Raw genomic sequence first — 16,217 nt, 5'->3', positions numbered from 1 at the left:
GGTCTGTGCGCCGCGCCGGAATCCGCTGCGGCGGACCGAGACTGGCAAACGATGACGAGCAGCCGCCGTCCCTTGCGGAAATTGTTTCCGATGCCGACGCTCGGATTGTTCGGCAGCCCGTCACCGCGCTGCCGTCGACGCCGCGGACCGGAGCGGCTTCGGCCATTCAGAGCCGAGTTCGTACGTCCGTGGGTGCGTCTCGGTCGCGGCGCACCAGCAGCTCTCCCGCTCAGGGCTGCCCGGCCCGTGTGCCTGGACACGCCAAGGGCCCCGTTCCCTGGAGGGAAACAGGGACGGGACCCTACAGCCGGTGTCGCTACTCCGCCTTGATCGCCTGCAACATGTTCAGCCGCGCCGCCCGCCGGGCCGGCCACAGCGCGGCCAGGACACCGACCGTCGCCGCCAGCAGCAGGAAGACCCCCATCCGGCCCCAGGGCAGCACCAGTTCGTACGTCGCCATCTTCGCGCTCAGCAGCTCCCCGGCCGCCCAGCCGAAGAACACACCGAGCCCCATGCCGAGCACTCCGCCGAGGAGGGAGATCACCAGGGACTCCAGGCGGACCATCCGCTTGGTGCCCTGGCGGTCCAGGCCGATCGCCCGGAGCATGCCGATCTCCTGGGAGCGTTCGAAGACCGACATGGCCAGGGTGTTGACCACGCCGAGGACCGCCACGATCACCGCCATGGCCAGCAGGCCGTAGACCATGTTCAGGACCAGTGTGAACGTCTGTGCGCTCTCGTTCGAGATGTCCTGCTTGTCCTGGATCTTGATCGCCGGGTTGGTGCCGAGGGCCTTCACCAACCGGTCCTTCGTCGCGTCGGACGCGCCGTCGGCGGTCTTCACCATCACCTTCATGACGGCCGGGTCCGGCTCGTGCGGGGCGAGGGTCGCGGTGTCGATCATGATGCCGTTGAGCACACTGTTGCCCTCGTAGACCCCGGCGACCGTCAGCTTCTGCTCCTTGCCGTCCTCGTAGGTGGCCGTGAAGCTCGAACCGGACTGCCAGCCACGGGACTTGGCGGTCTCCTGGTCGACGACGACCCGCGTGCCGCCGACCTTGAGGGAGCCATCCTGGACCTTGAGGTCGGTCACGTCCCCGAGCGCGGCGCCGTTGACACCCGTCAGGGGCTCGCTCACGCCGCGGATCTGGGCGAACGCGCTGACCATCGGGCTGGTGGCGGTGACCCCGTCGGTGCGGGCCAGCTTCTCCTCGACCTGCGGCGACAGCAGGTTGCCGTTCGCCATGGACACCGTGTAGTCGGCGCGGATCGCGGACGCCGCCATCTTGTCGATGCCCTGCTGCAGGCTGTTCGCCATCACCGTCATGCCGGTGATGAGGGTGAGCCCGATCATCAGCGCCGCGGCGGTGGCGGCCGTACGGCGCGGGTTGCGCGCCGCGTTCTCCCGGGCGAGCTTGCCCGCGATGCCGAAGCCGCGCAGGGCCGGTGCCGCGGCGGCGATCAGCGGGCGGGACAGCAGCGGGGTGAGGATGAAGACGCCGATGAGCAGCAGGACGGCGCCCAGCCCCATCGGGGCCTGCCCGCTGTCGTCGTCCATCGTCGTGGCGGCCAGGACGATCGCGACGCCCACCGCCGAGAGCAGCGCGCCCAGCGTGTTGCGCAGCATCAGCGACTTGGCGCTTGCCTGCGCGTGGATGCTGCTCATCACCGCCACCGGCGGGATCTTCGCGGCCCTACGGCCGGGCAGCCACGCCGCCAGCATGGTCACCAGGATGCCGACCGCGAGGGCGGTGACGACAGTGCCGGGGGAGACGACGAGCGGCCCGTCGGGGATGGTCTCGCCGAACGAGCCCATCAGCAAGCGCAGTCCGGCGCCGATGCCGACGCCCGCGAGTAGACCGGTGACGGCGGCGACCGCACCCACCACGAATGCCTCGATGAGCACCGACCGCGTCACCTGCCGGCGTGAGGCGCCGACCGCGCGCAGCAGCGCCAGCTCCTTGGTGCGCTGGGCGACCAGCATGGTGAAGGTGTTGGCGATGATGAACGTGCCGACGAACAGCGCGATCGCGGCGAAGCCCAGCAGTACCTTCTTCAGGCCGTCCATCGACTGGGCGATCTGCGCCGCCTCCTGGTCGGCGAGCACCTGGCCGGTGGTGGTCTCGACGAGGCCCTTCGGCAGCGCCTTGTCGAGCTCCGCCTTGAGCGCGGCCTGGCTGACGCCCGGCTTCGCCGTGACGTCGATCTGGTCGTAGGTGCCCGGCTTGGCGAGCAGCTTCTGCGCGGTCGCCGTGTCGAAGAGGGTGAGGCTGCCGCCGGCGGCGACGTTGCCGTCGTCGGTGGTGAAGATGCCGCTGATCGTCGGGGTCAGTACGGGGCCGTCGACGGACAGCCGTACGGTGTCGCCGACCTTGTAGCCGGTGCGCTCGGCCGTCTTGGAGTCGATGAGGACCTCGCCCCGGCCCTTCGGGGCGTGCCCGCCGACCAGCGGGTACCGGGCGTCCTTGGCGCCCCAGTAGTTCCCTCCCCGTGACTCGAAGCCGCTGCCGGCCGGCTTGCCGTCCTTGCCGGCGAGGGCGGTGAAGCCGCTGACGACCCCGATGGCCTGCCCGGCCCCGGGCACCCGGGCGCTGTCGTGGAGCACCGCCCGGGTCAGCTCAGGTCGCCGATCCCCCTCGCTCAGGTACTTCGGCTGTATGGCGACGTCGACCTGGTCGAAGCCCTTGGCGGAACTCTTCTGGTACGCGTCGGAGATGGTGTTGGTGAAGACCAGGGTGCCGGAGACGAACGCGACGCCGAGCATCACGGCGAGCACGGTCATCAGGAGCCGGGCCTTGTGCGCGAGCACGTTGCGCATGGAGGTACGGAACATCAGCTGGTGCGGCCCTTCGCGTCGAACTGCTTCATGAAGTCGAGCACGTTGTCCGCGGTCGGCCGGTACATCTCGTCGACGATCCGTCCGTCCGCGAGGAACACCACTCGGTCCGCGTACGACGCCGCCACCGGGTCGTGGGTCACCATCACCACGGTCTGCCCCAACTCCCGTACGGAGTCGCGCAGGAAGCCCAGCACCTCGGCGCCGGACCGCGAGTCGAGGTTTCCGGTCGGCTCGTCGCCGAAGACGATCTCGGGCTTTGAGGCCAGTGCCCGGGCCACGGCGACGCGCTGCTGCTGGCCGCCGGAGAGCTGGGAGGGCCGGTGGCCGAGCCGGTCCGCCAGGCCGACCATCCGGATGACGGAGTCCAGCCACTGCTGGTCCGGCTTGCGGCCCGCGATGTCCATCGGGAGGGTGATGTTCTCCAGGGCCGTAAGAGTCGGCAGCAGGTTGAACGCCTGGAAGATGAAGCCGATCTTGTCCCGGCGCAGCTTGGTCAGCTGCTTGTCCTTCAAGGAGCCCAGCTCGGTCTCGCCGATGCGCACGGACCCGGAGGAGAACGTGTCCAGACCGGCCACGCAGTGCATAAGCGTGGATTTGCCGGAGCCGGAGGGGCCCATGATCGCGGTGAACTCGGCCTGCCGGAAGTCGACGGAGACCCGGTCCAGGGCGACCACCTGGGTCTCACCCTGTCCGTAGATCTTCGACAGATCCGTGGCGCGCGCGGCCACGGTGGTGGCCCGGTCGGCGAGGGATGCGGTGGTCACGGGACGGTGCTCCTGCCAGGACGAGGGGGTGTACGAGCTCATCGGGCCGCCTCCGTCGTGACGAGGGCGCACAGGACGAAGCACAGCCCGGCGAGCGCCGCCAGGGTGAGGCCGAGAACAGTGAGGATCTGCATGCTGTCGACGATCCCGCCGCAGCGCGCCGCCCGTCCTCGGCCACCAGGCCGGTACAGGGTGGCCGACATCGGCCTGCAGGCCGACCCCGCGGCGTTTCGGCCGAACGAGAGAGCGCCCGGAGTGTGATCACCCCGGGCGCTTGCTCTTCTGCCACCGGCAGGAACAGCCTCTGTGTCAGTTGACGGTGACGTGTATCGGGTCGGACTCGGTCGAGCCCCGCGCGTTGGTGAGGACCACCTTCAGGCTGTGGGTGCCCGCCGCCACTCCTGACAGGGTCACCTGAGGAGACTGGGCGTTCGGCGTGTTGGCGGTCAACGGCCCCTTGCCGACGACCGCACCGTCGAGCAGGAAGGTGTAGGAGGTGGCGTTCGTGCCCCACCACATGTTCGCCGTGGCGGTGAAGGTGCCGTCCTTGTCCCAGTTGTCGTGGCTGACCACAGGCTTGCCCGGCACCGCACCTGTGACCGTGACGGTCGTCGTGGTGGTGGCGGTGGTGCCGTTCGAGTTGATCAGTTCGGCCCGATACTCATAGGTTCCGTTGGGCTTGTCCGTGAACTCGGTCTCGACTGACTGAGAAGTGCCGCTGACCGTGTCGGGCACCCGCGCGGAGATGAGAGTGTCGTTCTCGTACAGGCGGTAGAAGCTGCCCGGGGTCCCATGCCAGAGGTTCATCACGACGCTGTAATTGCCGTCATGGAGGCCGTGCGTCCATCCACTGGTGTTCGTGAGGGTGCCGGCGCCCGGAGCCGAGGTGCCGGCGACGAAGCTCCGCAGGGCGTCCCGGGTGGCGAAGTAGGCCGGCTTGGGGTTGTAGTCCTCGTCGAACATGAGCGGCTTCGCGCCCGGCAGCCAGGTGAAGGCGTGTTTGTCGGTGAAGCCCCAGAAGCTGATGTCCCGGATGCCGGCGGCCAGCGCCTCGGCGACGACGTCGCCGTAGATCTGCGTTTGCTGCTCGACGTCGTAGGTGTGCACGTCGAGTTCGGTGATGGCGACATCGAGTCCGAGTGCCTGGTAGGAGTTCGCCATCTCGGTGATGACCCCCGGCTCCGGCCCCGCCTGCGTCTCGTGCATCTCGAAACCCACCCCGTGGATGGGCACACCGTCGGCGACCAGGCCGGCGACGAGGTCGTAGAGCTCCTGGCGCTTTGCCGGGTAGAACTCCACCAACGACTCGTTGATGAACAGCTTCGCCTCGGGATCGGCGGCGTGCGCGATGCGGAACGTTTCCGCGATGTAGTCCGCGCCGAGGACGTCGTAGAAGTGGTTCTGCACCAGGCCGGTTCCGCCGAAGGTCGAGAACGGCTCGGTCACGACGTCCCACCGGTCCATTTTTCCTGCGTAACGATCCATGATCGTGTCGAAGTGGGTTCTCATGACCGCGCGGAGCTCATCCGGGTCGGTGATCTCGGTCACGTAGTCAGGGTTGCAGCAGCCTGAGATGAGGCCGTGGCCCTTGACCACCATGTCGTTGTCTTCCGCGAAGTCCACGAGCCGGTCGAGGCCCGCGAACTTGAAGTCGCCTTTCTCGGGTTGGACGAAGTTCCACTTGAGCTCGTTCTCGGGCGACAGGCTGTTGAACTGTTCCGCGAGGACCTCGCGGAACCGGGGTTCGTCGAGGTAGTTGGGGTTGATCGCCCCGGAACCCATGAGGATTCCCTCGTCCGCGGCGAGTTCGCGGAGGGTGGCGCCTGAGTCGGCTGCGGCATCGGCGACCGGGATGACGGCAGCCGCGAGTCCTATGGTTGCGGTGACGAGCGCCGCAACGGTGCGGTGCATTCTCATCGAATCGCGCCTCGCATTCATGTGTGATGGACGGTCTGGGGGTGAAGCGTCGCCATACGGCCCTTCTTCAGGCCCGGTGTCGAGCTGGGTCCAACGAGCCCGGCCCGGTCATCTCACGGATGGGCGAGGACCGGGATGACCTTCGTCGCGCAGAGCTCGGCGAACCAGTGCGCGCTCAGCTTCGGAATGCGCTCCTGGGTGTCGTAGTCGACGCGGATGATGCCGAATCGAGGGCCGTAGCCCTCGGCCCATTCGAAGTTGTCGAGCAGCGACCACACCAGATACCCGACGACGTTCGCGCCTCTCTCCCGAGCGCGATGAGTCGCCGTCACGTGATCGATGAGGAACTGCGTCCGGTCGCGATCGAGGACCACGCGCCGACCGTTGGATTCGCTGACCGCGTCCGCGAACGCCGCGCCGTTCTCCATCACCATGACGGGCAGCTCGGGAAACTCCTTCGACAGGGCGACCAGGTGGTCCTCCAGCCCTCGTGGCTCGATTCCCCAATCCATCGCCGTTCGCCCCAGATCGTCGCGGCGAACGAACTCGATGCGCTCCGAGCCCGGGAAAGGCGTGCCGCCAGTGGCTTCGGTCGCGGGATCGAAGTCCCGCTTCAGGCGTACATGCATGACCTCGTAGTAGTTGACCCCGAGCAGGTCGATCGGCTGATGGCAGATCTCCAGGTCGCCCGGGAGTACGAAGCTCCAGTCGGTGAAGGTACGGGTGTCGTCAAGGAGATCGGCGGGGTACTCCCCGCGGAGCATCGGCCCCGTGAACACGCGGTTGGCCACGGCGTCGAAACGGCGAGCGGCCTCGGCGTCCTTCGGGGTCTCGGCTTCGATACGGAAGATGTTCAGCACGACGCTAATCCGAGCGTCGGGGTTCGTCACGGTGCGGCGCAGGGCTGCAACCGCGAGCCCGTGCGAGAGATTCAGATGATGCGCGGCCTTCAGCGCATCCGCGTGACTCTTCACGCCAGGTGCGAACACCCCGCTGCCGTACCCGGCGAACGAGTTGTTCCACGGCTCGTTGTGCGTCGACCAGACGGCGACCCGGTCTCCGAGGGCCGCGCCCACGATCTGCGCGTACTTCTCGAAGGCGAAAGCGGTCTCGCGCCCCCGCCAGCCGCCGTAGCGATCCTCCAGCGCTTGCGGGAGATCCCAGTGGTTGAGCGTCACGATCGGCTTGATCCCGCGTGCGAGCAGGCCGTCGACGAGCCGCGAGTAGAACGCCAGTCCCTCCGGGTTGACTGCGCCCTCGCCCGTGGGCATCACCCGCGGCCAGGAGATGGAGAACCGGTAGGCGTCGAGGTTGAGGGAGGCCATCAGGTCGAGGTCGGACTCGACGTGGTGGTAGTGGTCCGCGGCGACATCACCAGTCGCACCGCGGGCGGTCTTCCCCGGGGTGTGGCTGAAGGTGTCCCAGATGGACGGCCCCCGTCCACCCTCCCTCGCGCCACCCTCGATCTGATAGGCGGCGGTCGCGGCGCCGAGGACGAAGTCCGGCGGGAACGTCAGGTGCCCGGAATCGATCGAGTTGCCGTACATGGATCAGCCTCTCTGGTGACGTGGCGCCAAAACCTATCAGCTGAAATGTAATCGGCACAGGGGCAGCGCGAACTCCGTCGCCTCGTTGGCAGAGGGCCTCTTGGTCCTGTGCCAGAGGGTGTTGGGGAGCGCGGTGATCGATGAGGTGTGATGCCGGCCGATGGAACGGCGGGGTGTTGGAGACCGTGTGCAGGCGGAGACGCATGAGGTTCTTCGGCGCCCCTTGCAGGACTCGGGGCTCGACGTCGCCTTCATGCCCGCGTTCGTCGATCACGACCGGTTCGAGCAGAACTCAGTCGGAGTCGTCGCCGTCCTGCCGATCGGAGCCGTCACGGGCCGATTGCTGTGACCAGTGCGCCCGGGCAGCCGCCACGAGGCGCCAAAAGGCGTCGACCGCGGCGACGACGTCGATGTCGTCCCGATACCGCCGCTGCAGTTGCAGCCCGTCCTGTACGGCGATCCCGAGAGTGGCGATCATCTCCGGGCTCACTCCCATCGGGGCGTCCTCGGAAGCCTCGGGGCCGGGATCGAGCGTCTGTGTCTGGGCCGAGCGGTAGTGCTCGACGAAGTACTGGTGCGCCGGGTGATCGCGGTAGATCGCCTCGGCGGCCAGGATGATGTACAGGGACGTCAGCCCCTCGTGTTCCGCGGAGTGGCGCGCGACCTCTTTCGACCGGGTCGGTACGTCGGTGGCCTGGAGCTCCGACAGATACTCGTCGACTGACGAGTCACGCAGGTTGAGCACTTCGACCAGGAGTTCTTCCTTGTCGGCGAAGTGGTGGAGGACCCCTGTCTGTGTGAGGCCCATCCGCCTCGCGAGCTCACGCATCGACGAGTGCGTGTACCCGGCTTCGGCAAAGAGCTCGGCTGCAGCGGCGATGATCTCCCGGCGGCGCTGGAGCCCTTTGCGATAGGGGCCGCGAGGCCCGTTGCGTTCCGCCATTCCCTCAAGATACCGGTGCGTGACGTCGTGACCGGCCCGGTTGAGGGGGAGACGACGAGAACCGGCCGAAAACTTGTCACGTGAACTGTATTGCGGGATACTCGCCGCCACCGCGACATCCGGGACGACACCCCAGCCGGGGAAGCTGCAGCGTGAACGACCTTCGGGCGAAAGGCTCTCGTTCACCTCGCGGGAGCGCACAGCGGCCGGGCCGCCTGCCACGTCGCCGCGGAGCCGAGGTGCCCCGCATGGACAAAGGAGTACAGATGCGATTCCCCCGAAGGTCCCTTGCTGTGCTTGCAGTGGTCTCGCTGACCGCCCTCACTGCTGGGTGCGGATCCGGCGACGAGGGTGGCGCTGACGGCAAGATCACTCTCAACATCTCCACGTTCAGCGAGTGGGGATACGGCGACCTGCTGAAGGAGTACCAGAAGCTCCACCCGGAGATCACGATCAAGCACAACCGCTTCGCCACGAGCGACGAGGCCAAGGAGCAGTTCCAGACCGCCCTCGGCGCGGGCTCGGGCCTCGCCGACGTCGTCGGTGTCGACAACAGCTGGATGTCGCAGATCCTCAAGTACCCGGACAACTTCGCGGACCTCTCCTCACCGAAGGTCGATGGCCGTTGGAAGGACTGGACCACCAAGCTCGCCACCACGAAGGACGGCAAGCTGCTCGGATACGCGACGGACATAGGCCCGCAGACCATCGCCTACCGGGCCGACCTCTTCAAGGCAGCCGGCCTGCCGACCGATCGCAAGGCGGTCGCCGAACTCTTCGGGGGCGACGACGCGACGTGGGACGACTTCTTCACCGTCGGAGAGAAGTTCATGGCCGCCAAGACCGGCCCGGCGTTCTACGACGCGTCGGCCTCGGTCGCGACCAGCTGGGCCGACCAGTACGAAGTGCTCTGGGAAGACCCCAAGACCGACGACATCATCGCGGGTGAGAACAAGGATCTGCGGAACATCTACGACACGGTGACGTCGCACGAGGACTTGTCGGCTCACCTGGCGCGGTTCAGCGAGGACTGGGTGAGCGCCTTCCAGAAGGACAAGTTCGCGGTCATGCTCGCACCGTCGTGGATGCTCGGCGTCATCAAGGGCAACGCGGCCGGGGTCAAGGGATGGGATGTCGCCGACGTCTACCCCAACGGCGGTGTCAACAGCGGCGGGTCGTACCTCACCGTGCCGACGCAGTCGAAGCATCCCAAGGAGGCGCAGGCGCTCGCGGAGTGGCTGACCGCCCCCGAGCAGCAGATGAAGGCGTTCAAGGCGACGGGCAACTTCCCCAGCCAGGTCAAGGCCCAGAACAGCCCCGAGCTGCAGAAGGTGACCGATCCCTTCTTCAGCGACGCGCCCGTGGGGAAGATCCTCACCGCCCGTGCGTCGGCCATCAAGACGATTCCGTACAAGGGCGAGAACTACTTCGCGATCACGGCGGCGTTCAACGACGCGATCAATCGCGTCTCGGTCGACAAGACCCACTCCGTGAAGGAGTCGTGGGACATGTTCGTCGACGGGCTGGACGCGCTGAAGTGAGCAGCGCGTCCGCCAACTCGGGGGCGCCCGCCGCTGCGGGTGTCCCCGGGTCATCACCGAAGGAAGAGCCCATGGCCCATCCGGCAGCGAACGCGTCGACCCGCGCGGATGCCTCCCCTCCTCCACCCCCTTCACACTGGCGTCAGCGTCTGGGCCGCTGGGACATGAAGGCGTCGCCGTACGCCTACATCTCACCGTTCTTCATCCTGTTCGGGATCGTCGGCCTCTTCCCGCTGCTGTACACCGCGTACGTCTCGCTGCACGACTGGGACCTCATCGGCGGTCAGGGCGACTTCGTGGGGCTGGACAACTTCACCTTCGTCCTGGAACAGCCGGTCTTCTGGGATGCGATGGGCAACACCGTCAGCATCTTCCTGCTGTCGACCGTTCCCCAGGTCGCCATCGCGCTCGTACTGGCCAGCCTCCTGCACGCGAACATCCGCGCGCGAACCTTCTGGCGCATGGGCGTGCTGCTGCCGTACGTCATCGCGCCGGTCGCCGTGTCGCTCATCTTCTCGCGCATGTTCGCGGATCAGTCCGGCCTGGTCAACGCGCTGCTTGAGCAACTGGGGGTGGACCCGATCGGCTGGCATCGAGACAGCCTGCCGGCGCACATCGTCATCGCCAACATGGTCAACTTCCGGTGGACCGGCTTCAACACGCTCGTGCTGCTGGCGGCCATGCAGGCGATCTCCCGTGACCTGTACGAAGCGGCGATCCTCGACGGCGCGGGCCGGGTGCGGCAGTTCTTCTCCGTCACGGTGCCCTCCGTACGCCCGACGATCATCTTCGTCGTGATCACGTCCACGATCGGCGGCCTGCAGATCTTCGACGAGCCACGGCTGTACGACACACAGGGGCTCGGTGGCAGCTCAGGGCAGTGGAAGACGATCACTCTGTACCTGTACGAACTCGGCTGGAACCAGCAGCGGCTGGGCCGCGCCGCGGCGGTGGCGTGGCTGCTCTTCCTGCTGATCATCGTGTTCGCAGTGGTCAGCAACTGGCTGTCGCGCCGCATCGCCTCCGGCGACGATCCGGGGACTGTCCCCCGAAAGGCGCGCCGCGCCGCCGGGGCAGCAGCCCCTGCGCCCGCCTCCTCCGCACCGTCCGGTGACACGCCCGGGAGCAGCACATGACCACTCCTTCCGTCCCGTACATCGAGCAGACATCCGGCCGAGGCGCCGCCCGGGCGGCGCGCCGCCGTCGCGACCGGGACCACGGTGCCGTGCGCCGGCCCGGACGGATGACCTACGTCATCCTCACCGTGGTCGCGCTGATTTCGATCTTCCCGCTCTACTACACACTCCTGCTCGCGTCCTCGACATCGGCGGAGGTCGCGCAGAACCCGATCCCCTCGCCCATCCCGGGCGGGCACCTGGGCGACAACCTCGTGCGCGTCTTCGATTCGGACATCGATCTGCCGCGCGCGGTCTGGAATTCCGTCGTCGTCTCGGTGACGACGGCGCTGGCGGTCGTGTTCCTGTCCACGCTGGCGGGTTTCGCCTTCGCGAAGCTCCGGTTCAAGGGGCGGGCGGGTCTGCTCGCCTTCGTCGTGGCCACCATGGCGGTCCCGACCCAGCTGGGCGTCGTGCCGCTGTTCATCGTCATGCGCGAGCTGGGACTGACGGGCAGCCTGTGGGCGGTGATCATCCCCGGTGTCGCGTCCGCCTTCGGAGTGTTCTGGATGACGCAGTATCTTCAGGCGGCCCTGCCCTATGAGCTCATCGAAGCCGCCCGTATCGACGGCGCGTCGACCTTCCGGATCTTCCGGTCCATCGTCCTGCCCGCCGCGAGGCCCGCGGCCGCGATGCTGGGCCTGTTCACCTTCATCGGAGCCTGGACCAATTTCTTCTGGCCGTCGATCGTCCTCGGCACGACCAACCCGACACTGCCCGTCGCGCTGCAACTGCTGCAAGCCGGGTTCTTCAAGGACATCCCCCTCATCATGACCGGCGTGCTGGTGTCGGTGGTGCCGCTGCTGGCACTGTTCGCCATCCTCGGCAAGCAGCTCGTCGCCGGCGTGATGCAGGGAGCCATCAAGGGGTGACGCCGCTCGCAGCAGCGCGCGCCCCGACCTCAGTGGGACTCAGCGGTGCCACTGCGCCTGCGCCCCCACCCTGCCGAGGCCGCCCCCAAGGCCCCGGAGACGAACCTGAGAGGAACCACCGACCCCCCATGCACGCGACGACCGCACCGGACAGCACCGCATTCCGCGACCTCAACGGCAACGGCCGCATGGACCCGTACGAGGACCCACGGCTCAGCCCCGAGGAACGCACCGAGGACCTGCTGTCCCGGCTCTCGCTCGAAGAAAAGGTCGGTCTGCTCTTCCACACGGTCATCGAGATCGGCCCGGACGGCACCGTCCTCGAAGAGCCCGGCGCGATCAGCAAGTCGCCCACCAGCGAGGTGATCATCGGCAGGGCGATGAACCACTTCAACGTGCACCGCATCGAAGACGCCCGGTCGGCCGCACGATGGAACAACGCGATCCAACGGCTCGCGGAGAAGACCCCGCACGGCATCCCGGTGACGATATCCACCGACCCGCGACACGGGTTCCTGGAGAACGTGGGGGCGTCGTTCACCGCGGGCCCGTTCTCGCAGTGGCCCGACGGGCTCGGCCTCGCGGCGCTGCGGGACCCGGACGTCGTACGCGAGTTCGCACGCCGGGCGCGTGACGAGTACCGCGCTGTGGGGATCCGCATGGCGCTGCACCCCCAGGTGGACCTCGCCAGCGAGCCCAGGTGGGCACGCCAGCTCCAGACCTTCGGCGCCGACACCGATCTCGTGGTGGCCTACACGCGCGCGTATCTCGAGGGGTTCCAGGGCACCACCCTGGACTCGACGAGCGTCGCCTGCGTCACGAAGCACTTCCCCGGCGCCGGTGCGCAACTGGACGGTGAGGACGCGCACTTCCCGTACGGCCGAGAGCAGGTCTACCCGGGCGGGGCGTTCGACGAGCACCTACGTCCGTTCGTCGCCGCCATCGAGCACGACACCGCCGCGATCATGCCCTACTACGGGATGCCGGTCGGGCTCGAGATCGACGGCGTACCGATCGAGGAGGTCGGGTTCGGGTACAACAAGCAGATCCTCACCGGGCTGCTGCGCGAGCGGCTCGGTTACGACGGCCTGATCATCACGGACTGGGAGCTCGTGAACGACAACCCCGTCGGAGACCAGGTCCTGCCCGCCCGTGCGTGGGGAGTCGAGGAGCTCGACGCCCGCCGGCGCCTGGTCAAGATCCTCAATGCCGGCGCGGACCAGTTCGGCGGCGAACAGTGCACGGACCTGCTGCTCGAGCTGGTACGGGACGGCGTCGTCGCGGAGAGCAGGATCGACGAGTCGGCGCGCCGCGTCCTGCTGGTCAAGTTCCGGCTCGGCCTCTTCGACGACCCTTTCGTCGACGAGGATGCCGCCGAGGCCGTCGTGGGCAACGCCGAGACCCGGCGGATCGCCCTGGAGACGCAGTCCCGATCGGTCACCGTGCTCAAGAACTCCGTCGTCCATGGCGCGCCGCTGCTCCCCCTCGACCGGAACGCGCGAGTGTACGCGGAGGGTGTCGATCCGGACGCCCTCGCCCGGGCCGTCACTCCCGCGGCCACACCGCAGGAGGCGGACCTGGCCATCGTGCGCATCGACGCACCCTTCGAGCCACGGGACGACCTGTTCCTGGAGTCGTACTTCCACCAGGGGTCTCTCGAACTGCCCCCCGGCCTTGTGCACCGACTGCGCATGATCGCCCAGCAGGCCCCGCTCATCGTGGACGTCGCCCTGGACCGCCCCGCGATCCTCACCCCGCTCATCGACGCGCTCGCCGGCCTCACCGTCACCTTCGGCGTCTCGGACGACGCACTGCTCGACGCCCTCACCGGCCGCATCGCCCCCCGGGGCAGACTCCCCGTCGAGTTGCCGCGCTCGATGCAGGCCGTGCGAGAGTCCGCGCCCGACGTGCCGGCGAACACCGCGGATCCGCTGTTCCCTCTGGGATCGGGGCTCGACATCTGATGACCAGTTCAGGGCAGGAATTCGTACCGGAGGAACAGGCCATGACCGACGCACGTTCCCGCGCTGCCGAGTTGCTCGGTCGGATGACCATGCGGGAGAAGGTCGCCCAACTGACGTCGCTCACCCCGACGATGCTCTTCGACGCGAAGGGCATCCGCCCGGATGTCGCCGCGGCCAAACTCGCGAACGGCATCGGCTACATCGAGCCGCACATGGGCGGTTTCCCGACCGACGCGGCCGAACTCGCCCGGCTCAACAACGCGGTGCAGCGCCACCTCGTGCAGAACACCCGCCTCGGCATTCCGGCGATCATGCACATCGAGGCGCTCAACGGCGTCAACGCGCCCACCTTCACCTCTTTCCCCACGGCGATCGGTCTCGCGGCCACCTGGGACACCGCCGGGGTGGGCGAGATGGCCGCACTGATGCGCCGGCAGATGCGATCCGTGGGCCTGCACCACGCCCTGTCCCCGCTGCTCGACGTCGCCCGCGACGCCCGATGGGGCCGCGTACACGAGACCTACGGCGAGGATCCGTACCTGGTCAGCGCGCTCGGGGTGTCCTTCGTACGCAGTCTGCAGGGCGAGTCGCTCGTGGACGGCGTCATCGCCACCGGCAAGCACTTCCTCGGGTACGCCATGAGCGAGGCCGGTCTCAACATGGCGACCGTACCGATGGGAGCGCGCGAGCTGCGGGAGGTGTACGCGCGCCCCTTCGCCGCCGCCGTCCAGCTCGCGGGTCTCGGCTCGATCATGAACTCGCTGGCCGACTGGGACGGAGTGCCCGCTGCCGCCGACCCGCGTCTGTTCCGCGAGATGCTGCGCGACCAGCTCGGCTTCGACGGCACCGTCGTGTCGGACTGGCTCTCGATCGAGAACCTCGTGACACATCACCGCGCCGCGCGCGACGCACGTGAGGCGGGCGTGCTGGGCCTGCGGGCCGGGATCGATGTGGAGCTGCCCGAGCCGTTCGGCTACGGGGACAGCCTCATCGAGGCCGTCCGCGTCGGCGAGATCCCGGAAACGACCGTCGACGAGTCGGTGCTGCGGGTGCTGACCCACAAGTTCCAGCTGGGCCTGTTCGAGAACCCGTACGTGGAGACCGACCCCGTGGCCATCGTGTCCCTGGCGCATGAGGGACGCGACCTCTCCCTGCGCCTGGCGCGCGAGTCCGTCACCCTGCTCAAGAACGCCGGCGGGGTGCTCCCGCTCGGCGGCGCTCCACGCATCGCCGTCATCGGGCCGCACGCCGACCGGATCGGCGCGGCCTTCGCCCCCTACACCTTCCCCTCCTTCATCGCGCTCACCCGGGCATTGCTGAACGGCGCGACCAGCTCGATGGTCGGAGTCGACGACATCGACACCTTCGGCCCCGACGAAGCCTATGTGCGGCAGGAGATCGGGGACCTGCTCGCGATGGACGAGGACGAGTACGCCCACACGCAGTACGGGGCTGTCTCCCTCGCGGACGCCCTGCGCGCCGCGCTGCCCGACGCGGAGATCCTCGTCGCCGCAGGATGCGGCATCACGGACGGGGCCGAGGAGATGCGCGCCGCCGTCGAGGCCGCGCGTGACGCCGACATCGTGGTCCTGGCGCTCGGCGGCCTGGCACGGTGGTTCTTCAGCGAACGGACGGAGGGCGAGGGCGCGGACACCGCCGATGTGGGGCTGCCGGACGTACAGCGCCGGCTTGTGCACGAGATCGCCGCGCTCGACAAGGCAACCGTCGGCGTGATCTTCTCCGGCCGCCCCGTCGCCCTCGGTGACGTCGAGCCCGAGCTCGACGCGATCCTTCTCGGTTACTACGGCTCGCAGTTCGGCACGCGCGCGGTGGCGGACATCCTGACCGGCGCCGCCGAGCCGCAGGGACGCCTGCCCTACACGGTCCCCCGCTCCAGCGGACAGGTCCCCATCCACGCAGGCCAGCGGTTCGGCAGCGGATACCGCCGTCGCGAAGGCGACCCGCACGGCGGATACGTGGACGAGTCCGCGGCACCGCTCTATCCGTTCGGCCACGGCCTGACGTACACGCGCTTCGTCCACTCCGACCTCAAGCTGAGCAGCACAACGGTCGAACCCGACGGCACGGTCGACATCACTGTCACCGTCGAGAACGCCGGCGACCGCCCGGGCGTGGAGCTCGTCCAGCTCTACGTCGAGGACGATGCCCCCGGCATCTCGCGGCCGGCACTCCAACTCGCGGGGTTCCACCGGCTGGAACTTCAGCCAGGAGAAAGGGCGACAGTGAAGTTCGCACTGGAGCTTCCTGTGTTGGCCTACCTGTCCCTGGACGACAGGTGGGTCGTGGGCCCCGGTCCGATGTGGATCTCTGTCGGCTCGTCGTCGAGCGACCTCCCCCTGCGGAGCCGCCTGGAAGTCGTCGGTGACACGGCCGACGTCACAGAGCGGAGGGTCTACCTGACCCACGCCACACGGACCGCGCCGCACGACGGGGGTACGGCCGGCAAGGCAGTCGCCCCGACGGCTCTCACGTAGCCGCCCACCAGCAGCCCGTGGGGAGCGGACCTGACACCGCTCCCCACGGGCCATCGCGTGCAGGTACGAAGCTCGGCGACGAGACCTCCCCCGAACCTGCGCCGGGCCATCGGCCTGCAGGCCGATGGCCGCGGCCACGGACCCGGCCCCGGGCCCAACC

At 68.2% G+C, this 16,217-nt stretch carries 10 protein-coding genes; 5 read left to right on the top strand and 5 right to left on the bottom strand.

The genetic code is table 11. From position 1 onward, the window contains the following. Window positions 1–316 precede the first annotated feature (316 nt). The 5 genes from ABZ948_RS34360 to ABZ948_RS34340 form a co-directional block, all read right to left on the bottom strand. Window positions 317–2,833, bottom strand: a complete 2,517-nt coding sequence (locus ABZ948_RS34360) for an ABC transporter permease (protein WP_359766285.1) — start codon at window positions 2,831–2,833, stop codon at window positions 317–319. After that, window positions 2,833–3,603, bottom strand: coding sequence for an ABC transporter ATP-binding protein (locus ABZ948_RS34355; protein ID WP_359766283.1), 771 nt, complete (start codon window positions 3,601–3,603; stop codon window positions 2,833–2,835). Before ABZ948_RS34355 ends, ABZ948_RS34360 begins: the two co-directional genes overlap by 1 nt. A gap of 309 nt (window positions 3,604–3,912) precedes the next feature. After that, the gene (locus ABZ948_RS34350) at window positions 3,913–5,514 is read right to left on the bottom strand and encodes an endo-1,4-beta-xylanase (protein WP_359766281.1); all 1,602 of its coding nucleotides are present in this window, start codon (window positions 5,512–5,514) and stop codon (window positions 3,913–3,915) included. A 119-nt stretch (window positions 5,515–5,633) separates the two neighbouring features. Then, a complete protein-coding gene (locus ABZ948_RS34345; protein ID WP_359766279.1) occupies window positions 5,634–7,067 on the bottom strand; it encodes a GH1 family beta-glucosidase in 1,434 nt (477 codons plus the stop codon). Window positions 7,068–7,359: 292 nt separating this feature from the next. Then, the gene (locus ABZ948_RS34340) at window positions 7,360–8,010 is read right to left on the bottom strand and encodes a TetR/AcrR family transcriptional regulator (RefSeq protein WP_359766277.1); all 651 of its coding nucleotides are present in this window, start codon (window positions 8,008–8,010) and stop codon (window positions 7,360–7,362) included. 293 nt (window positions 8,011–8,303) lie between these two features. Between ABZ948_RS34340 and ABZ948_RS34335 the strand changes: the two genes are divergently transcribed. The 5 genes from ABZ948_RS34335 to ABZ948_RS34315 all read left to right on the top strand — a co-directional run bounded on the left by ABZ948_RS34335 (window position 8,304) and on the right by ABZ948_RS34315 (window position 16,057). Further along, complete coding sequence (locus ABZ948_RS34335) at window positions 8,304–9,551, top strand: ABC transporter substrate-binding protein (RefSeq protein WP_359766275.1); 1,248 nt, start codon at window positions 8,304–8,306, stop codon at window positions 9,549–9,551. Between the two features lie 71 nt (window positions 9,552–9,622). After that, window positions 9,623–10,687, top strand: a complete 1,065-nt coding sequence (locus tag ABZ948_RS34330) for a carbohydrate ABC transporter permease (protein ID WP_359766273.1) — start codon at window positions 9,623–9,625, stop codon at window positions 10,685–10,687. After that, entirely contained in the window at window positions 10,684–11,598 is a 915-nt protein-coding gene (locus ABZ948_RS34325; protein ID WP_359766271.1) for a carbohydrate ABC transporter permease, read from the top strand. The genes ABZ948_RS34330 and ABZ948_RS34325 overlap by 4 nt, the downstream gene beginning before the upstream one ends. 128 nt (window positions 11,599–11,726) lie before the next feature. Beyond that, window positions 11,727–13,562 (top strand): glycoside hydrolase family 3 protein, encoded by a 1,836-nt coding sequence (locus ABZ948_RS34320; protein WP_359766269.1) that lies wholly within the window; start codon window positions 11,727–11,729, stop codon window positions 13,560–13,562. A gap of 41 nt (window positions 13,563–13,603) precedes the next feature. Next, window positions 13,604–16,057, top strand: a complete 2,454-nt coding sequence (locus ABZ948_RS34315; protein ID WP_359766267.1) for a glycoside hydrolase family 3 N-terminal domain-containing protein — start codon at window positions 13,604–13,606, stop codon at window positions 16,055–16,057. The last annotated feature ends 160 nt before the right edge of the window (window positions 16,058–16,217 follow it).

The organism is Streptomyces olindensis (assembly GCF_040645895.1).
In the GTDB taxonomy this organism is placed as follows: domain Bacteria; phylum Actinomycetota; class Actinomycetes; order Streptomycetales; family Streptomycetaceae; genus Streptomyces; species Streptomyces olindensis.
Note: the sequence above shows the minus strand (reverse complement) of the source record. Positions and strands in the feature narration are given on the sequence as shown.